Genomic DNA, 19,131 nt, shown 5'->3' with positions numbered 1-19,131 from the left:
GCGTCGCACAATGCACGCGGCCGCGACTTGCGGTAGCTTCGCAGCACCACAGTCGGAGCCCAAAGGGGGGATCCATGCGCATCGGAATCATCGTGGACTCGGCCTGCGACCTGCCGGGCGAGTTCCTGGAGCGGGAACACATCACCATCCTGCCGGTCACCGTGCAGATCGGGCAGGCGGTGCTGGCCGATGTCCGCAACGAGGAAGCGACGATGAACTTCCTCAGCGGCGAGACCGGCGCGCGCGCGTTCGAGGCCGAGACCACGCCGTTCACCGTGCAGCAGGTGCACGATCTGTTCCTGAGCAAGCTGGTGCTGGACTACGACTACGTGTTCTGCATCACCACCACCCGTACCCGCAGCGGCATCCACGACAATGCGGTGCAGGCCAGCTACACCATCCTCAACGACTACAAGCCCGTACGCGCCGCATCCGGCAACAACACCCCGTTCATGCTGCGCGTGGTTGACAGCCAGAACGTGTTCGCCGGGGTCGCGGTGCCGGTGGTCGAGGCCACCCGCCTGCGCGCCGCCGGGGAAACCCCGCCGCGCATCCGCGCCAGCCTCGAGAACCTGGCCCGGCATACCCACGCCTACATGGTGGCGCCCGACCTGAACTACCTGCGCAACCGCATCAAGAAGCGCGGCGACAAGAGCGTGAGTTTCCTCAGCGCCGCGCTGGGCACCGCGCTCGACATCAAGCCGGTTCTGCACTGCAACCAGGGCGAAACCGAGCCGGTGGCCAAGGTCAAGGGCTTTGCCAACGCCAGCGAACGCCTGTTCGACTTCACCGCGCGCCGGGTCAAGAGTGGCCTGCTCTCACCCACCGTGTGCCTGAGCTACGGCGGCCCGCTGGAGGAGATGCGCAAGCTGCCCGGCTACGACCGCCTGCGCGAGGCCTGCGCCGACCGCAAGGTGGACGTGTTCGAGAGCTTCATGGGCCTGTCCGGGCTGGTCAACGTGGGCAAGGGTGCGCTGACCGTGGGCTTCGCCTCGGAGCAGAGCGGCTTCGACTGAAGCGTGACGGCGCCTGCACGCATCACGCATTATCCTTTCGGCAGTTGAACCCCGCACGAGACCCCGATGCGCTACCACATCCGCCTGCCCGATCCCTCCGCCGCCCGCGGCAATACCCCCGGCCTCGCGTTCCACTCGCACGGCGCCGACGGTTTCGCAGAGGAGTTGCAGGCTGCCCTGCGTTCGCGCGCGCTGTTCGACCGCTGGAGCGCGGCGCAGGAGGATCCCGACGATGTCGATCCCGCCCTTGGCGAAACCGATCCGCAGGCCATTGTTCGCGGCGCCCAGCACGACCTGCATATCGACCTGACGGTGGACACCACCCTGCCCTCCACCGTGCTGCGCCAGCGCATGCACCTGCTGGCCGGCGAGCACTGGCAGCTGCGCGACGTCACCGCGGCCTGAGCGCGCGCGCCGCCATGACGCGCGCATTGCTGTCATGGAGCGGCGGCAAGGACGCCGCCTGGGCACTGCACGCGCTGCGCCAGGCCGGCGAGGTCGAGGTGGTCGGCCTGCTGACCACCCTCACCGAAGGCTACGACCGCATCTCGATGCAGGGCATCCGCCGTGAGGTCCTGCATGCGCAGGCACGCGCCGCGGGCCTGCCGGTGATCGAGGCCTGGATCCCGCAGGCGGCCGACAACGCGCGCTACGAGGCCAGCTTCGCGGACGCGCTGGCACGCGCGCGGGCGCGCTGGCCGGGGCTGGCGCACATCGCCTTCGGCGACCTGTTCCTGGCCGACATCCGCGCCTGGCGCGAAGCGCTGTGCGCGCACCTGGGCTGGACGCCGCTGTTCCCGCTGTTCGGCCACGATACCGCACAGCTTGCACGCGCGATGCTGGCTGGCGGCCTGCGCGCGCACCTGTGCTGCGTGGACACCACCCGGCTGGCCCCGGCACTCGCCGGGCGCGCGTTCGATGCCGCGCTGCTGCAGGCGCTGCCGGCCGGGATCGACCCCTGCGGCGAGCACGGTGAGTTCCACACCTGCGTGCAGGCCGGCCCGATGTTCACCGCCCCGCTGGCGCTGGCGCGCGGCGACAGCGTGCTGCGCGAGGGCCGCTTCGCCTACACCGATTTCCTGCTCGCGGCGGAGGGTCAGGTTCCCGCCGATCCGCCGCAGGACTGACGCTTCATGCGGACGGGCGCCCCGCCCGTTCTTGGTGCGCCTGTCGAACCACGAACGAGCCGGCGCGCTCAGCCGGTGTTCTGGATGCCCGCCGCTATCCCGTTGACGGTGGAGACCAGCGCGCGCAGCAGCGCCTCGTCGCTGCGGCCACCCTCGCGCCAGCGCCGCAGCAGGTCCACCTGCAGCAGGCTGATCGGGTCCACGTAGGGGTTGCGCAGGCGGATCGACAGCCGCAGCCGGTAGTCGTCGGCCAGCAGGCCGCTGCGCTGCTTGAGCGCCGGGATTGCCGCGCGCACGCGCGCGAATTCGGCGGCGATGCCGGGGAAGAAGGCAGCGTGCAGCGGGCCGGCCAGGCGCGAATAACGCTCGAAGATCGCCAGGTCCGACTTCGCCAGCAGCATCTCCACGTCGTCGATCATCGCGGCGAAGAATGGCCAGTCGCGCGCCATCGCCGCCATCGCGTCCAACCCGTGGGCGTCGATCCCGCGCTGCAGCGCGGTGCCCAGGCCGTACCAGCCGGTCAGGCCGGACCGGTTCTGCGCCCAGGCGAACACCCACGGAATCGCGCGCAGATTCGCGATGCTGCCGTCGCGCCGGCGCGACGGGCGCGAGCCGATGTGCAGCTGCTCGATCACGTCGATCGGGGTGGCGGCGCGGAAATACGCCGGGAAATCGGGATGCTCGTGCACCAGCGCGCGGTAGTGGGCGCGCGCATCGGCGGCAAGCGCGTCGGCCAGCGCACGCCACTCGGACTCGCGCGGTTCCAGCGCGCGTGGCCGCAGCGAGGCCCGCAGCACCGCGGCGGCCATCTGCTCGAGATTGCGCAGCGCCAGCGCGCGGATGCCGTACTTGCGATGGATCACCTCGCCCTGCTCGGTCAGGCGGAAAAGGCCGTCCACCGAACCGCGCGGCGCGGCCACGATCGCGCGCCCGGTCTTGCCACCGCCGCGGCTGACCGACCCACCACGGCCGTGGAAGAACGCCAGCCGCACGCCAGCGGCGCGCGCCACGTCCAGCAGTTCCACCTGCGCACGCTGCAGCGCCCAGCGCGAGGCGAGCAGGCCGCCGTCCTTGGCGCTGTCGGAATAGCCCAGCATCACCACCTGGTGGTCGCCGCGCGCGGCCAGGTGGCGGCGGTAGGCGGGGTCCGCGAACAGCGCGCGCATCACCCCGGCGGCCGCCTGCAGATCGCCCACGGTCTCGAACAGCGGCGCCACATCCAGCGGCACCTCGCCGTCCTCCACGCAGCCGGCGATGCGCGCCAGCACCAGCACCGCCAGTGCATCCGCGGCGCTGCGGCTCATGCTGATGATGTAGGGCCCGATCGCCTGCGCGCCGAAGCGCCGTCGCGCCTGCCCGGCCGCGGCGAGGGCCGCGAGGGTGGCCGCCGCCTCCGGGGCCGCCTCCGGGGCCGCCGGCTGCGCCACCGGCGCACCATCGAGCAGCGCATGCAGGCGCGCCACCCGCGCCTCCACCGCCTGCTCGGCCCAGTCCGGCGCGTCCAGCAGCGCGGCCAGCGCGGCATCGTGTACAGCCGAATCCTGGCGCAGGTCGAGGGTGGCGAGGTGGAAGCCGAAGCATTCCACGCGGCGCATGATCCGGCGCACCGCGAAGCGTCCGGCATGCTCGCCGCGATGGCGGGCCAGGCTGGCATCGATCGCAGCCAGATCCTCCAGCAGCGCCTGCGGCCCGGGATAGCCACGCACCACATCATTGGCCGCGGTCGCGCGCAGGCGCGCGCGCACCGCCTCCAGCAGTTGGCGGTACGGCATGTCGGCATGCCGCGGGTCGGGGTCCAGCACCCCGCCCAGGAGCGCCTGTGCCGCCGCGATGCGGGCCTCCACCTCGGCCTCCACCTCGACCCGGTCGCGGGTCTGGGTGAGCAGCATCGCCAGCCGCTCGAGGTCAGCGCGGTAGTTGCCCAGCACCTGCGCGCGCTGCGCCTCCAGCGCGGCCAGAATCGTGTCGGCCCCGATGTTGGGGTTGCCGTCCATGTCGCCGCCCACCCAGGTGCCGAAGCGCAGCAGCGGCGGCAGCGCCAGCGGCCGCCCGTAGGCGCGCGTGATCGCCGCCTCCAGGGTTTCGTGGAACACCGGCAGCACCCGGTACAGCACTTCGCCCAGGTAAAAGCCGACGTGCTCGCGCTCGTCGGCCACGCTGGGCCGCGCCGGCGGCGCGTCCGAGGTCTGCCACGCCGCGGTCAGCGCGAAGCGGATGCGCTCCAGCCCGCTGGCACGCTCGGCCGGCGTGAGCTGGCGATCGATGTCGGCCACCAGCCGTCGCACCACCTCGCGCTCCTTCTCCAGCAGCACCCGCCGCACCGCCTCGGTGGGATGCGCGGTGAACACCGGTTCGATCCGCAGCCGCGCCAGCAGCATCTCCAGCGCCTGCAGCGATACCCCGTCCGCCTGCAGCGCCAGCAGCTCCGCCTCCAGCCCGCCCGGCTGCGGTGCCCCGCCCTGGCGCTGGTAATCGCGCCGGCGGCGGATGCGGTGTACCCGCTCGGCCAGATTGGTGGCGCCGAAATAGGCCGAAAACGCCCGCACCAGCGCCTCCGCCTCATCCAGCGGCACCCCGGCCAGGCGGTCGGCCAGTTCCGCGACCGGCTCGTCCTGCTCGCGCCGGCGGATCGCCAGCCGGCGGATCTCCTCCACCTCGCGCAGGAACCCGGGACCGCACTGCTCGGCCAGGATCTCGCCGACCAGCGCGCCGAGGGTGCGCACGTCCTCGCGCAGCAGGTGGTCGGTGGGCGCGAAGTCCAGCTCCTCGCGCAACGGCTCGTTCCCGGATTCATCGTGCATGGCGGCAAGACTACCCGCCCACGCGTGGCGGCGGCGCGAAGGGGGCTGGCCGGCATCCGCCGGCGGGCGCGTTGGCCCCGATACCGCCTTCGATCCGCCACGGAGTCCTCCATGTCCGGCACGCCGCTGCCTTCCGTCCTGCTCGCCACCGCGCTCGCCGCCGTGCTCGCCGCCTGCGGATCGTCGCGCCCCCGGCGGCAGAAACCGCAGGGCGCTCCACGGACGTCCCGCTGCTGCAAGGCCTGGGCGAGACGCACCGCGACATCGGCACCCGGGTTCCGGAGGCGCAGCAGTATTTCGACCAGGGCCTGCGGCTGGCCTACGGCTTCAACCACGAGGCCGCCGGGCGCGCGTTCGCGGAAGCGGCGCGACGCGATCCCGACTGCGCGATCTGCGTCTGGGGCCAAGCCCTGGTGCTAGGCCCGAACATCAACCTGCCGATGGACCCGGCCAGCGCCGCCGAGGCGACGGCGCTGGCCGCGCTCGCCCCCGGTTCCGGCCACCTGGTGCACATGCCGGCGCATGCCTACATCCGGCTCGGGCGCTACCACGACGCCACCCTCGCCAACTTCGCCGCCGCCGATGCCGACCGCGCCTTCCTGGCCGTCTGCCGCGGCAGCAATGGCGTATATCCGCTGGGCTACGTGCCCCACAACTGGCATTTCGCGACGATGACCGCCGGCCTCACTGGCTCGCGCACGCTGGCGCTGCAAGCCGCGCAACAGACCGCCAGGCGCGCGGACCATGCGGCGATGGGCGCGCCACCGATGGAGTTCATGCAACTGTTCGTGGTGGCCCCGCTGCTGACCCAGGTCCGCTTCGGCGACTGGAGCGGCATCCTGGCCACGCCTGCGGCCACGCCCGACCTGCCCTTCCCGCGCGCGATCCGCCACTTCGCCCGCGGCATGGCCTACGTCCGCGGCGGCCAGCTGGCGGAGGCCGGGCGCGAGGCCGACGCCCTGCACGCGCTGGCGCAGGACCCGGCGCTGGAGAACGTCGCGTTCTTCGACATCAACACCGCCGCCGCCATCCTCAAGGTGGCCGATCCACTGCTGCGCGGCGAGTGGCTGCGCGCACAGGGCCGGCAGGCCGAGGCGCTGGCGTCGCTGCGCGCGGCGGCCAAGGCGGAGGCCGCACTCAACTACAACGAACCCGCGGACTGGCCGCTGCCGGTGCGCTGGTACCTCGGCGCCGCCCTGCTGGAAGCCGGGGATGCCACCGCTGCCGCGCAGGCGTATCGCGAGGACCTGCAGGCCTATCCCGAAAACGGCTGGTCGCTGTTCGGGCTGGCGCAGGCCCAGCGCGCGCTGGGCGACAGCGCCGGTGCGGCCGACAGCCAGCGCCGGCAGGCCATCGCCTGGCAATGGGCGGATGCGCCGCTCACGGCCTCGCGCTACTGAGAACGCCGCCGGCGGGCGGCGGCCACGACGCGCCCGTCAGTACGCGAACTCGCGGAACACCGGGTCCACGCGGCCCTGCCAGGGGCCGTGGAACAGCTCCAGCTTGCGCTGCGCCGGGGCCTGGCCGGATTCGGCGATCTCCAGCAGCGGCGCGAGGAAGCCGGTCTCGTCGGTGCCGCAGGCATCCGCGCGGGCGCGCCGGTGCAGGCCCTCGTGCGCGATCGTCAGCGCCGCGCGCGCCAGGTCGCGCACGCGGCCGTTGCGGAACGGCAGGTCCAGCGCGTGCCGCGGCACGCCGTCGCGCAAGGCATGGCGCTCTTCCAGCGTGAAATCGCGGACCAGGTCCCAGGCCGCATCCAGCGCGGCATCGTCGTACAGCAGGCCCACCCAGAACGCCGGCAGCGCGCAGATGCGGCTCCACGGGCCGCTGTCGGCGCCGCGCATCTCGAGGTACTTCTTCAGCCGCACCTCGGGGAAGGCGGTGGTCATGTGGTCGTTCCAGTCGCGCAGGCTCGGCAGCGCGCCCGGCAGCACGTCCAGCCGGCCCTGCAGGAAATCGCGGAACGACTTGCCGCTGGCATCGTGGTAGTGGCCGTCGCGGTGCACGAAATACATCGGCACGTCGAGCAGGTAGTCCACATAGCGCTCGTAGCCGAAGCCGTCCCCGAACACGAAGTCCAGCATGCCGGTGCGGTCGGGATCGGTGTCGGTCCAGATGTGCGAGCGGTAGCTCTGGTAGCCGTTGGGCTGGCCTTCGGTGAACGGCGAATCGGCGAACAGCGCGGTGGCGATCGGCTGCAGCGCCAGCGAGACGCGGAACTTCTTCACCATGTCCGCCTCGCTGGCATAGTCCAGGTTGACCTGCACCGTGCAGGTGCGGGTCATCATGTCCAGGCCGAGGTTGCCGACCTTGGGCATGTACGCACGCATGATCTGGTAGCGCCCTTTCGGCATCCACGGCATGTCCGCGCGCGCCCACTTCGGCTGGAAGCCCATGCCAAGGAAGCCCAGCTGCAGCTCGTCGGCGACCGCGCGCACTTCGCGCAGGTGGCTGCCGACTTCCCTGCAGGTTTGATGCAGGGTTTCCAGCGGGGCGCCGGACAGTTCCAGCTGCCCGGCCGGCTCCAGCGTCACCGAGGCGCCCTCGCGCGTGAGCGCGATCACCCGGCCGTCCTCCTCGTAGGGCGCCCAGCCAAAGCGGGTGAGCCCCGTCAGCAGCGCCTCGATCCCGCGCGCGCCGTCGAACGCGGGCGGGCGCAGGTCATCGAGGCGGAAGCCGAACTTCTCGTGCTCGGTGCCGATGCGCCAGTCGCTGCGCGGCTTCTCGCCGGAGGCCAGCACCTCCACCAGCTGACGGCGGTCGCTGATCGGGGCGTCGCTGGCGGTGCTGGGTCCGGACATCGGCGTGGCCTGTCGAAACGGTGGGGCAGGATAGCCGGCCGCGCGCATCCGGCGCAGCCGCAGAGGAGCGGCCTCTGTGTTCCGCGGGCGTGCGCAATCGCCGCGCGACAGGCAGGCGATGCCGGGCCTACAGCGCCAGCCAGCCGGCGACGGTGGCGCGCAGCTCGTCCACGCCCTGCCGGGATTCGGCCGAGAACAGCTGCACGCTGACGCTGCCAGCGAACGCCCGCGCCAGTTCCGCGCGCACCGCCTGCAGGGTGTTGCCGGCGGCGCCGCGGCCGAGCTTGTCGGCCTTGGTCAGTAGCGCATGCGCCGGCAGCCCGCGGCGCATGGCATAGCCCAGCATCTGGCGGTCGTAATCCTTCAGCGGATGGCGCACGTCCATCACCACCACCAGCCCGCGCAGCGCGAACCGGCTGGCGAAATAGGCATCGATGAACGCCTGCCAGTGCGCCTGCAGATCCTGCGGCACCTTGGCGTAGCCGTAGCCGGGCAGATCCACGAGGTATTTATCCGGATGCGGCGGGATTCCGAAGAACACCAGCTGCTGGGTACGGCCCGGGGTCTTGGACACCCGCGCCAGCGCATTCTGCTGGCACAGGGCATTCAGCGCGGAAGATTTACCGGCGTTCGAACGGCCGGCGAAGGCCACTTCGAAGCCGCCATCGGCGGGCAACTGGCGCAGGGTATGCGCGGCCAGCGAATACTGGGCGCGGGCGAACGGGTTGGGGACGGCCATCGGCATAGGATCGCACGCCCAGGCCTCCCCGCCCGCCGTCTGGCCGTGGCCTGGCCACGCCGCGGGCGCGGTTTGACCGCCCCCGCCGGCCCCACCATAATCGGGCGGATAAGGCGATTCACGCCCGCATCCAATCGTCCAGTGGAGTTCCGCATGCGTTCTGCCCACGCCCTAGCCGGCATTGCCTGCCTTGCCATCGCCGCGATCGCCTATGCGCAAAGCACGCCGGTGGCCGCGCCCGACAATGCCCCGGTGCAGGCCGCACCGCTGGACGAAAAGCCGGCCACCTGGGGCGACGCCAAGGCCGGGCAGGCCAAGGCCGGGGTGTGCGCCGCCTGCCACGGCATGGACGGCAACGCCATGCAGCAGAACGCCCCGCGCATCGCCGGCATGCCCGAGCGCTACATCGCCGAGCAGGCTCGAGCTGTTCAAGACCGGCCAGCGCACCAGCGGCCTGGCCGGGGTGATGATGCCGTTCGCCAGCCTGCTCAGCGCGCAGGACATGCGCGACGTCGGGGCCTGGTTCGCCTCGCAGAAGGCCGGCGCCGGGGTGGCCGACGACACCGTGATCGCCGAGGGCCCGAACAAGGGCCTGAAGTTCTACCAGGTCGGCCAGCGCCTGTTCCGCGACGGCGACGCCAGCCGCGGCATCCCGGCCTGCATGGCCTGCCACGGCCCGGCCGGTGCCGGCAACCCGGGCCCGCCCTACCCGGCCCTGCATGGGCAGGCTGCCACCTATGTCGCGCGCCGGCTGGAGGAGTACCGCGCCGGCACCACCACCTACAAGAACCCGGCCCAGTTCCAGCTGATGGCCATGGTCAGCAAGCCGCTGACCGACGAGGAGATCCAGTCCCTGGCCAGCTATGTGCAGGGCCTGCACGCCCGCTGAAGCCGGTCGCTTCACCCTGGGTTGGCCGTCGCCGCGGCATCTTCGCACGGACGTCCCCACCGCCGGAGCCTTCAGACCATGCGGACCCTGCTGTTGTCGCTTGCCCTGCTGTTGCCGCTACTGGCCGCGCCCGCGCGCGCGCAGGCGCCCTTGCCGGGGCTGACCGAAGGCGTGCAATACCGCACCCTGGACAACGGCCAGCCGTACCAGCCGCTGCCGCCGGGGATGGTCGAGGTGGCCGAGGTGTTCGCCTACACCTGCCCGCACTGCGCGCACTTCGCGCCGATGCTGGAGGCCTGGGAAAAGCAGCTGCCGGCGCATGCGCGGGTGGTGCTGGTGCCGTGGGTCTCCGACCGTAATGATCCGTGGGCGCGCATCTACTTCGCGGCGCGCAAGGCGCGCGCGCTGGGCGTGCTGCACCCGCGCCTGTTCAGCGCCATCCATGACACCGGCGAACTGCCGCGCAATGCCGACGCCGCGCAGATCCTCGCCTTCGCCAGCCGCGTGAAAGGCGTGGACGTGGCCGCCCTCAAGGCCGCGCTGCAGGACGAGCCGGCGCAGCTGGAGGCGCTGCGCACCGCGTTCGAGTTCGAGCGCCGTACCGAGGTGGAGGACACGCCCACCCTGATCGTGGCCGGCCGCTACCAGATCCTCGGCAACAGCTATCAGAACCTGCTCGACAATGCGCGCCGGGTGGTCGACGCGCTGGCCCCGGCGCGCCCCGCGCCGGCCAGGCCCGCCGCCCCCGCCGGCAAGCCGTCTTCCCCCGCCACTGACCGATACCGCCATGACCGCCCTGCGCCACGCCCTGCTCCTGATCGCCCTACTGCCGCTGGCTGCGTGCAAGAACGACGCGCCGGCACCCGCTACCGATGCCACCGCCACCGGCGCCAGCAGTGCTCCTGCCGCCGCCAAGCCCGTGAGCGCCGAAGACCCGCAGCGCAAGGCGCAGGCCGAGGCCGCGTGGAAGGCCGCCGAGGAGGCCGCCGCCAAGGCGCCGCCGCCGGTAGAGGGCGTGGACTACGTGACGATCCCGAACGGCCAGCCGTTCGACACCCCGCCCGGCAAGGTCGAGGTGGTGGAGTTCTTCGGCTACGTCTGCCCGTTCTGCGCGATGGTGCAGCCCACCGTCACCGCGATGAAGGCCAAGCTGCCGGCCGACGTCCACTTCGTGTACGTGCCGGCCGCGTTCGGCTCGATGTGGGACAACTACGCCAAGGCGTTCTACGCCGCGCAGGCGATGGGGGTGGAGGACAAGACCCACGACGCCCTGTTCCGCGCCATCCACGTCGACCAGACCCTGAAGGGCGAACGCGGCATGGACACCCCGGAGGACATCGCCGCGTTCTATGCCAACTACGGCATCGATCCGCGCCAGTTCCTCAGCAGCATGCAGAGCTTCGCGGTGGCCACCAAGGTCAACCGCGCGCGCGCCTACATGCAGGCCGCATTCGCCAATGGCGACCAGATGGGCACCCCCGCCTTCCTGATCGACGGCAAGTACCGGGTGAAGGGCAAGACCGTGGACGACATGTTCCGGATCATGAACCAGCTGATCGTGGCCGAACGCGCCAAGCTGGCCGCCGCCACGCCGGCCGCCCCCGCGCCTGCCAAGGCTCCCGCGGACGCGCCGAAGCCCTGATCCCGGCACGTCCATGGCCACCCGCCGGCTGCGCCTGCTGAGCGCGAACATCCAGGCCGGCTCCAGCACCCGCGGCTACCGCGACTACCTGGCGCGCAGCTGGTCGCACGTGCTGCCGGCCGGCAACAAGCGCGGGGCGCTGGACAGCATCGCGGCGCTGGCCCGCCAGCACGACATCGTGGGCCTGCAGGAAGCCGATCCCGGCAGCCTGCGCTCGGGCTTCACCAACCAGACCCACTACCTGGCCGAACGCGCCGGCTTCGCCTACTGGAGCCACCAGCCGAACCGCCGCGTCGGCGGCGTGGCTTCCAGCGCCAACGGCCTGCTGAGCCGGCTGCCGCCGGTGCGGGTGGAGGACCATCCGCTGCCGGGGCGGGTCAAAGGCCGCGGCGTGCTGCTGGCCCGCTTCGGCAGGGGCGATGCCGGGCTGCTGGTGGCGATCGCCCACCTGTCGCTGGGCGCGCAGTCGCGGCGCGCGCAGCTGGACTTCATCACCGAGCTGCTGGCGGAGGCCCCGCATGCGGTGCTGATGGGCGACTTCAACTGCGACCCCGACCGCCCCGGAGATGCAGCGGCTCTACCGCAAGACCCGCCTGCAGCCGCCGGCGCAGCGCCTGCCCACGTTCCCCGCGTGGCGTCCGCAGCGCGCGATCGACCACATGCTGGTGACCCCGGCGCTGCCGGTGGCGGCGATGCAAGCGCTGCCGGCCGCGCAGTCCGACCATCTGGCGGTGTCGATGGAGCTGGACGTGCCGGATGCGGCGCTGCGCTGATCAGCGCAACGCGCTGTAGGCGAACCCCGCGCCGACCAGCAACAGGAATCCGGCGAACACCCGCTTCAGCGCCTGCCCGCTCAGGGCGTGCGCCAGCCGGGTGCCGTACGGTGCCGCCAGCACCGAGGTGACCGCCACCCCCAGCGCCGCCGGCAGGTACACATACCCCACCGCGCCAACCAGCGGCAGCGCACCCGCCGGCGCCTGCAGCGCGTAGCCCAGCGCGCTGGCCAGGCCGATGAAGATGCCGCAGGCGGACGAAGTGCCCACCGCGCGCACCGGCGCCACCCCGCGCCAGACCAGCAGCGGCACGGTCAGACTACCGCCGCCGATGCCGACCAGCGCCGACACCCCGCCGATGCCGATCCCGGCCAGGCTGTAGCCGGGCCCGCGCGGCACGCGCCCGCTCGCGCCGGCGGGCGCCTGCTTCGAAGCCAGCAGTTGCATCGCCACCAGCGCGCAATAGGCGGCCACGCACCAGCGCAGCACGTCGCCGTCCAGCACGATCGCGAAGCGGCTGCCCAGCCAGCCGCCCAGCAGCACACCCGGCACCATCCAGGCCACCGTCGGCCACAGCACGCTGCCGCGGCGGTGGTGCGCGCGCGCCGAGGCGGCCGCGGTCAGCACGATGCTGGCCAGCGAACTGGCCAGCGCCGCATGCATGGCCACCGCAGCGGACACGCCCTGCAGCGGCAGCAGCCACGCCAGCGCCCCCACCAGCACCAGCCCGCCACCGATGCCCAGCAATCCGGCCAGCACGCCGGCCAGCGCGCCTAGCGCCAGGTAGATCGGGAAAAACGCCATCGCCAGGTCCATGCCGTGCCCGCCAGGAAGTTCATGCATGCTCGGCTATAGTCGATCCATGCTCAAGCGCGCCTGCCTTCTGCTGCTCTCGATTCCCCTCGTTGCCGGCGCGACCGGCGCGCGGTCCACCCAGCCTCCCCTCTTGCCGCCGCGTCCGCCGGTGACGATTCCGGCACCTGATCCCGCGCTGGTAGCGGCGCTGGAGGCCACATCCCGCGGCGGGCTGGACGATCTGGTGCTGGCCGGCTTCAGCGGCCAGCCGCTGGCCGGCTGGCTGGAATACGCCGCGCTGCGCGCCCGCTTCGACCGCCTGCCGCCGGCGCGCGGCGCGGCCTTCCTCGCCGCGCACAAGGGCGAGCCGGTGGCCGCCGCCTTCCGCGCCGACTGAGCTGCCGGCGCTGGCGCGGCGCAACGAATGGCCGGCGTTCCTGGACGCCTGGGATCCGGCGATCGACGCCCCCCGCGCTGCGCTGCCTGCGCCTGCAGGCGCTGATGGCGATGGACCGGGTGGATGCAGACTGGACCGCGCAGGCGCAGGCGCTCTGGCGCAGCAGCGGCGCATCGCTGCCGGCGCAGTGCGACGCCCCGTTCGCCCTGCTGGCGGCGCAGGGCGGGCTGCCCGACGCGCTGCGCTGGGAACGCTTCGACAAGGCCGTGGAGGCTGCCCAGAGCACGGTGATGCGCAGCATCGCGCGCGGCTTTTCCAATCCTGGCGATGCCGCCCAGGCGCAGGCGTGGGCGGCCTATCTCGATGCGCCCGGCGGCGACGTGTCGGCGTGGCCGAAGAACGCGCGCAGCCGGCTGGTCGCGGCGGCGGCGCTGGCGAAGCTGGCCAAGTCCAACCCCGACCGCGCCGAGGCCCTGCTGCCCGGCGTGGCGCAGGCGCTGGGCTTCGGCGAGGCCGAGCTGGGCCGGATGCGCTACCAGATCGCGCTGTGGACGGTGGCCTCCTACCTGCCGGACGCGGCGCGCCGGCTGGCGGCGGTGCCGGAGTCCGCCTACGACGACAGCCTGCGCGAGTGGCGGGTGCGCGAGGCGCTGGCGCGCGCCGACTGGCCGGCCGCGCTGGCGCGATCGCGCGCATGCCGCAGGCACAGCGCAACGACAGCCGCTGAGCTGTACTTCGCCGCGCGCCTGCGCGAACTCACTGGCGACCCGGCCGGCGCCCGCGCGCTGTACGCGCAGGCGGCGCAGAAGGCCGACTTCCACGGCTTCCTCGCCGCCGACCGCCTGGACCAGCCCTATGCGCTGTGCCCGCGCACGCTGGAGGCGCCAACCGCGGCCAAGCAGGCGCTGGCGCGCGACCCCGGGCTGGTGCGCGCGATCCAGCTGTTCCAGCTGGACCGCCGCCCTTGGGCCGGGCGCGAGTGGAATGCCGCGGTGGCACGCCTGGACCCCACCCAGCGCCAGCTGGCGGTGGAGCTGGCGCAGGACAACGGCTGGTTCGACCGCGGCGTGTTCGGGCTGGTGAATGTGGGCGGCAAGCGCTACCCCGACGAGCAGCAGCTCTACCTGCTGCGCTTCCCGCTGCACCACGCCGAGCGCATCCGCCGCGAGTCCGCGCGCAACGGCCTGGATCCGGCCTGGGTGGCCGCCGAGATCCGCGCCGAGAGCGTGTTCGACCCGCGCGCGCGCTCACGGGCCGACGCGCGCGGCCTGATGCAGCTGCTGCCTGCCACTGGCGCGACGATCGCAATATCCCTCGGCATGCCGTGGAACGGTGGCGAGGACCTCTACGATCCCGACACCAACATCACCCTCGGCAGCGCCTACCTGCGCCAGCTGCTGGACCGCTACGACGGCCAGGCGTACCTGGCGATCGCGGCCTACAACGCCGGGCCCGCGCCGCTGGCGCGCTGGCGGGCGCAGCGGCCGGCGCTGGATCCGGATGTCTGGATCGAAACCATTCCCTATCGCGAAACCCGCGACTATGTGATGCGCGTGCTGGCCTTCAGCGTGCTGTATGACTGGCGCCTGCGCGGCGATGCGCTGCGCCTGTCCGACCGCCTGCTGGGGCGCAGCGACGGCCCGCGCAAGGGCTTCATCTGCCCGGCCCCTGCAACACCCGCCGCGGCCCCGGCGCAGGACGTGCGCAAACGCCCATGACCGCCGCCGCGCCCGCCCGCCTGCCCGCCCACGTCCGCACCTACCTGGTCGGCGGCGCGGTGCGCGACGCCCTGCTCGGGCTGCCACCGGGCGACCGCGATTTCGTGGTGGTCGGGGCGACGGTGCAGGACATGCGGGCTGCCGGCTTCCGCCAGGTCGGCCGCGACTTCCCGGTATTTCTGCATCCCGACAGCGGCGAGGAGTACGCGCTGGCGCGCACCGAGCGCAAATCCGGGCGCGGCTACACCGGCTTCACGGTGCATGCCGATCCGGCGGTGACGCTGGAGCAGGACCTGGCGCGGCGCGATTTCACCATCAACGCCATCGCCCGCGCCGAAGACGGCACCCTGGTCGATCCCTTCGGCGGCGCGCGCGACCTGCAGGCGCGCGTGCTGCGCCACATCGGCCCGGCCTTCGTCGAGGACCCGCTGCGGGTGCTGCGCGCGGCGCGCTTCATGGCGCGCCTGGCGCCGCTGGGCTTCCGCCTCGCCGCGGACACGCTGGCGCTGATGCGGCAGATGGCCGATGGCGGTGAGCTGGCCGCGCTGGTGCCGGAGCGGGTCTGGCAGGAACTGGCGAAGGCGCTGCGCAGCGCCTCGCCCGCCGCGTTCCTGCGCACCCTGCGCGCGGCCGGTGCGCTGCGCGCGGTGCTGCCCGAGGTGGATGCGCTGTACGGCGTGCCGCAGCGCGCCGAGTACCACCCGGAGATCGATGCCGGCCTGCACCAGGAACTGGTGTGCGACATGGCCGCGCACCTGGCGCCGGGCGATGACCTGATCGGCTTCGCCGCGCTCTGCCACGACCTCGGCAAGGCGCTGACCCCGGCCGACGTATTGCCGCGGCACCTGATGCACGAGATGCGCGGGGTCGCGCCCACCATCGCGCTGAGCCAGCGCCTGAAAGTGCCGAACGAACATCGCGAACTGGCGGTGCTGTGCTGCCGCGAACACCTCAACATCCATCGTCTCACCGAACTCAGGCCGGCCACTGTGCACGACCTGATCGCGCGCTGCGACGGCTTCCGCAAGCCGGCGCGGATCGACCACCTCGCCACCGTGTGCGAGGCCGATGCGCGCGGCCGTGCCGGGCGGGCCGAGGCCGCCTATCCGCAGGCGGCACTGCTGCGCCGCCTGCACGCCGCGGCGCTGGCGGTGCGCGGCGAGGCGATCGCCGCGCAGGGCGTCAGCGGCCCGGCGTTCGGACAGGCGCTGCGGCACGCGCGGATCGCCGCGATCGCAGCCGCCTCAGCCCCGGAACAGGCGTGAATCCAGCCACAGCAGGGCATCGCGCAGCGGCGTGAACGCCGTGGCCAGCCCGACCAGCACGCCCAGCGTGTTCGCCAGCGCGTCGTAGCGATCCATCGTGCGGCCCAGCCCCATCGCGCCCTGCAGGAACTCGATGGCGATCCCCATCAGCACCAGCAGCACGCACACCACCGCCCACGAGCGCCGGCGCGCGAACACCTGCACCGCGCCGGCCGCGAGCAGGGCATAGGCGGTCAGATGCTCGATCTTGTCGCTCACCTTCAGGTCTGGCAGGTCGCGGCCCGGCACCAGCGAGGCCGCCACCACCAGCGCGATCGCCAGCATCCACAGACCGGCCCACAGCCACGGCTGCCGGAACGGTTTGAGCGAGCGCCCGATGCGATACGGCCCGCGATTCATAAGCGGTGGCTCAGGTCGCCGAGCAGGAACGCCGTCTCCAGCTCCACCCCGCGCTGGAACCCCATGGCCTGGAAGCGCTCGCCCATCTCGCTGGGCAGTGTGAGCCGCTTGGCCTGCTGGCGCAGGTTGTGGCGGGCGATGTCGTCCGCGGCCTGCGCCTCGGCGGCTTCCAGATGCTGCTGCAATCCATTGCCCAGCAGGAAACTGGCCTGGCTGCAGTAGCCGGAAAACTCGAAGCCCGCGCCCACGCCGGCCTCGGCCAGCGCGGTGAAGTCCACCGAGGCGGTGATGTCCTGCAGGCCCGGCCAGGCGAACACATCGTCGATCAGGTGGTGCTGGCGGAAGGCGCGCAGGGTGCCATCGCTGCGTTCGGGCAGGTAGTACTCGCTACGCGCATAGCCGTAGTCGATGAACAGCAGCGCACCATTGCGCAACCCGCCGGCCACCGCCTGCAGCCAGTACGGCAGCTGCGCCAGCGCCTCGCTGCGGTAGCCATCGGCGAACGGCGCCGGCAGCTGCGACTGGATCCGCGCCACCGCCGCCGCCAGCAGCGGATCGGCTGCCTGCCCGGCGCGCACGAAGCGGCCCTCGCCATCCAGCACCACGCACTCCTCCAGCACCCGCCCATCCTGCACCACGAAGCGCGGGGTCGGCAGCGCGTCGATCACCTCGTTGGCGAACAGCACGCCGTCCCACGGCTGCTGGATCGGCCCGTCCAGCCACTCCACCCGCGCGAACAGCGCCGCCGGCAGCCGCGCCTGCAGGCGCGCGTGCTGGCGCTGGCGCAGATCGGCGCTGGGTTCGAGGATCGCGTAGCGCGCGGGCAGCACTCCGGCATCCTGCAGCCGCAGCAGACAGGCTTCGGCGAACGCGCCGCTGCCGCCGCCCAGCTCCACGAACAGCGCGCCCTTGCCGGCCTGGCGCAGCGCCGGCGCCAGCGCATCGGCCACGCAGGCGGAAAACAGCGGAGACAGCTCGGGCGCGGTGATGAAATCCCCGCCCGCGCCGAACTTGTGCGCGCCGGCGCTGTAATAGCCCAGGCCCGGGGCATACAGCGCCAGCTCCATGAACTTCCAGAACGGGATGTGACCGCCGGCGGCGATGATGTGCTGCTGGATCACCTCGCGCAGGTGCGCGCTGTGCGCCTGCGCATCGGCGGAAGGCGCGGACAAGGTCGAGACCGCCATCAGCCGAGCCTGACCCGGCGGCCGGCGCTCTGTCCCGGCCCCGACAGAACGCGCACTTCGATCGCGACGATGGCATGCGCGCGCAGGGCCGCGCGGTCCTCGCACAGGCGCTGCAGGAACCAGCCGGCGAACTCTTCCAGCGTGGCGTTCTCGATCGGCAGCAGCAGCACGTCAGCGCGCAGGAACGGGATGCGCTGGCCATCGAAATGCGCATACACGCATTCGCCATCCTCCTCGATCCGCAGGTGTGGCGAGCGGGTGGGCAGGATCGTCCACTCGTTGAGCTCGCGGCACAGCGCGATCACGCGGTCCTTGTACAGGCCGTAGTCGAAGCACATGCCGTTGCCCAGCATGCGCGCTTCGATATCCACCTCGACGGTGAAGTTGTGGCCGTGCAGGCGCTCGCGCTCGGTCGCCGAGAAGATGGTGAAGTGCCCGGCCGAGAACTTCATGTTCTGCTTGGCCAGGCGGATGACCACGGTTTCCTGCATCGCGATGCCGTCCTGCGCGCTCATGCGAAATCGGCCTCGCCGATATCGCCCCGCTGCGGCCGCATCAGGATGTCCTCGACCACCGTGCGCGGCGACAGCGACCACGCCGCCCACGCCATCTCCGCCACGTCCTCGGGCGGCATCATGCGCTCGGGCGGCAGCGGCACCCCGTCCCAGGACGCGGTCAGGGTGGCGCCCGGCAGCAGCGCCACCACGCGCACGCCATGCGGCTTCATCTCCTCGCGCAGGTTGCGCGAAAAACCGTACAGTGCGTGCTTGGCGATGCTGTAGGAACCGCCGTTCGGGTAGGCCGCGATCGAGGCCGTGCTGCACACGTTGAGAATCATGCCGCGGTGGCGCTCGATCATCTGCGGCAGCAGCCGCCGGGTCAGGCGGTAGGCGCCGAACAGGTTGGCCTGCAGCATCTCCAGCAGGGCGCCGTCGTCCTCGCCGGCGATCCCGCCCGGGCGGAACGCGCCGGCATTGTTGACCAGCAGGTCCACCGCGCCGTGGCGCGCCAGCACCTCGCGCGCCAGCGCGTCCACCGCCGCGTCGTCGCGCATGTCGCAGGCATGCGTTTCCACCTGCGGCAGCGCGGCGCGCAGCGCCTCCAGCCCCTCGTGGCCACGCGCGCAGGCGACCACGCTGGCGCCTTCGCGGGCAAAGCGTTCGACGATGGCGCGGCCGATCCCGCGCGAGGCTCCGGTGACCAGTACCACGCTCATGTCGCGCTCCCGCGACGCTCGATCTCCACGCCCACCGCCTGCGCGCCGGCCAGCGCCTGCGGCTTGGACAGCCGGAGCCATACGCCGCGCGCGCCGAACTCGCGCAGGATCAGCGCCGCACAGCCCTCGGCCAGCGCCTCGACCAAGGCGAAGCAGCTGCCCGCGACATACTCGGCCAGGCGCCGGCTGACGGCCTCGTAGTCCAGCGCATCGGCCAGCGCATCGCTGGCGGCGGCCGGGCGATTGTCGAACTGCATGCGGAGATCCAGCCGCAGCGGCTGCGGGGCGAGGCGCTCGTGGGCATGGACGCCGATCACGGCATCCACGCGCAGTCCTTGGATGAAAACGATGTCGGTCATGGGCGGA

Annotated in this window: 18 protein-coding genes and 2 pseudogenes; 10 read left to right on the top strand and 10 right to left on the bottom strand. The window is 72.3% G+C overall.

What is annotated here, in order from left to right; all coding sequences use genetic code 11:
• Positions 1-74 precede the first annotated feature (74 nt).
• From LJB71_RS04230 to LJB71_RS04220, 3 genes are all read left to right on the top strand, one after another.
• Positions 75-1,016, top strand: coding sequence for a DegV family protein (locus LJB71_RS04230; protein WP_259303207.1), 942 nt, complete (start codon positions 75-77; stop codon positions 1,014-1,016).
• A gap of 66 nt (positions 1,017-1,082) precedes the next feature.
• Positions 1,083-1,421: a hypothetical protein gene (locus LJB71_RS04225; RefSeq protein WP_259303206.1), complete on the top strand. Its 339-nt coding sequence runs from the start codon at positions 1,083-1,085 to the stop codon at positions 1,419-1,421.
• Between the two features lie 14 nt (positions 1,422-1,435).
• Positions 1,436-2,143, top strand: a complete 708-nt coding sequence (locus tag LJB71_RS04220; RefSeq protein ID WP_259303205.1) for an adenine nucleotide alpha hydrolase — start codon at positions 1,436-1,438, stop codon at positions 2,141-2,143.
• A 68-nt stretch (positions 2,144-2,211) separates the two neighbouring features.
• Here LJB71_RS04220 and ppc read toward each other — a convergent pair whose 3' ends face one another.
• Positions 2,212-4,944: a phosphoenolpyruvate carboxylase gene (ppc, locus tag LJB71_RS04215; RefSeq protein ID WP_259303204.1), complete on the bottom strand. Its 2,733-nt coding sequence runs from the start codon at positions 4,942-4,944 to the stop codon at positions 2,212-2,214.
• A 71-nt stretch (positions 4,945-5,015) separates the two neighbouring features.
• Here ppc and LJB71_RS04210 point away from each other — a divergent pair, with 71 nt between their 5' ends.
• Entirely contained in the window at positions 5,016-6,344 is a 1,329-nt protein-coding gene (locus tag LJB71_RS04210; protein WP_259303203.1) for a hypothetical protein, read from the top strand.
• A 36-nt stretch (positions 6,345-6,380) separates the two neighbouring features.
• Here LJB71_RS04210 and LJB71_RS04205 read toward each other — a convergent pair whose 3' ends face one another.
• Entirely contained in the window at positions 6,381-7,745 is a 1,365-nt protein-coding gene (locus LJB71_RS04205; RefSeq protein ID WP_259303202.1) for a glutamate--cysteine ligase, read from the bottom strand.
• A gap of 127 nt (positions 7,746-7,872) precedes the next feature.
• Positions 7,873-8,484, bottom strand: a complete 612-nt coding sequence (gene yihA / locus LJB71_RS04200) for a ribosome biogenesis GTP-binding protein YihA/YsxC (RefSeq protein WP_259303201.1) — start codon at positions 8,482-8,484, stop codon at positions 7,873-7,875.
• A gap of 153 nt (positions 8,485-8,637) precedes the next feature.
• On the opposite strand from yihA, the pseudogene LJB71_RS04195 reads away from it, so the two are divergent.
• Positions 8,638-9,373, top strand: a pseudogene (locus tag LJB71_RS04195) (c-type cytochrome).
• 117 nt (positions 9,374-9,490) lie between these two features.
• Here the strand turns inward: LJB71_RS04195 and LJB71_RS04190 are convergent.
• A complete protein-coding gene (locus LJB71_RS04190) occupies positions 9,491-10,162 on the bottom strand; it encodes a hypothetical protein (RefSeq protein ID WP_259303200.1) in 672 nt (223 codons plus the stop codon).
• Here LJB71_RS04190 and LJB71_RS04185 point away from each other — a divergent pair.
• The gene (locus LJB71_RS04185) at positions 10,161-11,015 is read left to right on the top strand and encodes a thiol:disulfide interchange protein DsbA/DsbL (RefSeq protein WP_259303199.1); all 855 of its coding nucleotides are present in this window, start codon (positions 10,161-10,163) and stop codon (positions 11,013-11,015) included. The genes LJB71_RS04190 and LJB71_RS04185 overlap by 2 nt on opposite strands.
• A gap of 13 nt (positions 11,016-11,028) precedes the next feature.
• Positions 11,029-11,788: pseudogene (locus LJB71_RS04180) on the top strand (endonuclease/exonuclease/phosphatase family protein).
• Here the strand turns inward: LJB71_RS04180 and LJB71_RS04175 are convergent.
• Positions 11,789-12,631, bottom strand: coding sequence for a sulfite exporter TauE/SafE family protein (locus LJB71_RS04175; RefSeq protein WP_259303198.1), 843 nt, complete (start codon positions 12,629-12,631; stop codon positions 11,789-11,791). It abuts the pseudogene before it with no gap.
• A gap of 103 nt (positions 12,632-12,734) precedes the next feature.
• Here LJB71_RS04175 and LJB71_RS04170 point away from each other — a divergent pair, with 103 nt between their 5' ends.
• The 3 genes from LJB71_RS04170 (at position 12,735) to LJB71_RS04160 (ending at position 15,963) form a co-directional block, all read left to right on the top strand.
• Complete coding sequence (locus LJB71_RS04170; RefSeq protein WP_259303197.1) at positions 12,735-12,980, top strand: hypothetical protein; 246 nt, start codon at positions 12,735-12,737, stop codon at positions 12,978-12,980.
• A 104-nt stretch (positions 12,981-13,084) separates the two neighbouring features.
• Positions 13,085-14,698, top strand: coding sequence for a lytic transglycosylase domain-containing protein (locus LJB71_RS04165; RefSeq protein ID WP_259303196.1), 1,614 nt, complete (start codon positions 13,085-13,087; stop codon positions 14,696-14,698).
• Positions 14,695-15,963 (top strand): multifunctional CCA addition/repair protein, encoded by a 1,269-nt coding sequence (locus LJB71_RS04160; protein ID WP_259303195.1) that lies wholly within the window; start codon positions 14,695-14,697, stop codon positions 15,961-15,963. The genes LJB71_RS04165 and LJB71_RS04160 overlap by 4 nt, the downstream gene beginning before the upstream one ends.
• Here the strand turns inward: LJB71_RS04160 and LJB71_RS04155 are convergent.
• Genes LJB71_RS04155 through folB form a run of 5 tightly spaced genes read right to left on the bottom strand, consistent with a single transcriptional unit; the run spans position 15,943 to position 19,124 of the window.
• Positions 15,943-16,362, bottom strand: a complete 420-nt coding sequence (locus LJB71_RS04155; RefSeq protein WP_259303194.1) for a VanZ family protein — start codon at positions 16,360-16,362, stop codon at positions 15,943-15,945. The two genes, LJB71_RS04160 and LJB71_RS04155, sit on opposite strands and share 21 nt — an antisense overlap.
• Positions 16,359-17,549 carry an SAM-dependent methyltransferase gene (locus LJB71_RS04150; protein WP_259303193.1) on the bottom strand — a complete coding sequence of 397 codons (1,191 nt, stop codon included), beginning with the start codon at positions 17,547-17,549 and terminating at the stop codon, positions 16,359-16,361. Before LJB71_RS04150 ends, LJB71_RS04155 begins: the two co-directional genes overlap by 4 nt.
• Complete coding sequence (locus LJB71_RS04145) at positions 17,549-18,064, bottom strand: 6-carboxytetrahydropterin synthase (RefSeq protein ID WP_259303192.1); 516 nt, start codon at positions 18,062-18,064, stop codon at positions 17,549-17,551. The genes LJB71_RS04150 and LJB71_RS04145 overlap by 1 nt, the downstream gene beginning before the upstream one ends.
• The gene (locus LJB71_RS04140) at positions 18,061-18,765 is read right to left on the bottom strand and encodes an SDR family oxidoreductase (RefSeq protein ID WP_259303191.1); all 705 of its coding nucleotides are present in this window, start codon (positions 18,763-18,765) and stop codon (positions 18,061-18,063) included. The genes LJB71_RS04145 and LJB71_RS04140 overlap by 4 nt, the downstream gene beginning before the upstream one ends.
• Entirely contained in the window at positions 18,762-19,124 is a 363-nt protein-coding gene (folB, locus tag LJB71_RS04135; protein ID WP_259303190.1) for a dihydroneopterin aldolase, read from the bottom strand. Before folB ends, LJB71_RS04140 begins: the two co-directional genes overlap by 4 nt.
• Positions 19,125-19,131 lie beyond the last annotated feature (7 nt).

The sequence above is a fragment of the Thermomonas sp. S9 genome (assembly GCF_024704365.1).
GTDB lineage: Bacteria > Pseudomonadota > Gammaproteobacteria > Xanthomonadales > Xanthomonadaceae > Thermomonas.
The sequence above is the reverse complement of the archived record's forward strand: the minus strand, read 5'-3'. Positions and strand labels throughout refer to the sequence as shown.

Excerpts from the sequence above, each read along its gene's own strand:
- LJB71_RS04230 (WP_259303207.1), top strand. The coding sequence starts at position 75 with ATGCGCATCGGAATCATCGTGGACTCGGCCTGCGACCTGCCGGGCGAG.
- LJB71_RS04225 (WP_259303206.1), top strand. The coding sequence starts at position 1,083 with ATGCGCTACCACATCCGCCTGCCCGATCCCTCCGCCGCCCGCGGCAAT.
- LJB71_RS04220 (WP_259303205.1), top strand. The coding sequence starts at position 1,436 with ATGACGCGCGCATTGCTGTCATGGAGCGGCGGCAAGGACGCCGCCTGG.
- ppc (WP_259303204.1), bottom strand. The coding sequence starts at position 4,944 with ATGCACGATGAATCCGGGAACGAGCCGTTGCGCGAGGAGCTGGACTTC.
- LJB71_RS04205 (WP_259303202.1), bottom strand. The coding sequence starts at position 7,745 with ATGTCCGGACCCAGCACCGCCAGCGACGCCCCGATCAGCGACCGCCGT.
- yihA (WP_259303201.1), bottom strand. The coding sequence starts at position 8,484 with ATGGCCGTCCCCAACCCGTTCGCCCGCGCCCAGTATTCGCTGGCCGCG.
- LJB71_RS04185 (WP_259303199.1), top strand. The coding sequence starts at position 10,161 with ATGACCGCCCTGCGCCACGCCCTGCTCCTGATCGCCCTACTGCCGCTG.
- LJB71_RS04190 (WP_259303200.1), bottom strand. The coding sequence starts at position 10,162 with ATGGCGGTATCGGTCAGTGGCGGGGGAAGACGGCTTGCCGGCGGGGGC.
- LJB71_RS04175 (WP_259303198.1), bottom strand. The coding sequence starts at position 12,631 with ATGCATGAACTTCCTGGCGGGCACGGCATGGACCTGGCGATGGCGTTT.
- LJB71_RS04165 (WP_259303196.1), top strand. The coding sequence starts at position 13,085 with ATGGCGATGGACCGGGTGGATGCAGACTGGACCGCGCAGGCGCAGGCG.
- LJB71_RS04160 (WP_259303195.1), top strand. The coding sequence starts at position 14,695 with ATGACCGCCGCCGCGCCCGCCCGCCTGCCCGCCCACGTCCGCACCTAC.
- LJB71_RS04155 (WP_259303194.1), bottom strand. The coding sequence starts at position 16,362 with ATGAATCGCGGGCCGTATCGCATCGGGCGCTCGCTCAAACCGTTCCGG.
- LJB71_RS04150 (WP_259303193.1), bottom strand. The coding sequence starts at position 17,549 with ATGGCGGTCTCGACCTTGTCCGCGCCTTCCGCCGATGCGCAGGCGCAC.
- LJB71_RS04145 (WP_259303192.1), bottom strand. The coding sequence starts at position 18,064 with ATGAGCGCGCAGGACGGCATCGCGATGCAGGAAACCGTGGTCATCCGC.
- LJB71_RS04140 (WP_259303191.1), bottom strand. The coding sequence starts at position 18,765 with ATGAGCGTGGTACTGGTCACCGGAGCCTCGCGCGGGATCGGCCGCGCC.
- folB (WP_259303190.1), bottom strand. The coding sequence starts at position 19,124 with ATGACCGACATCGTTTTCATCCAAGGACTGCGCGTGGATGCCGTGATC.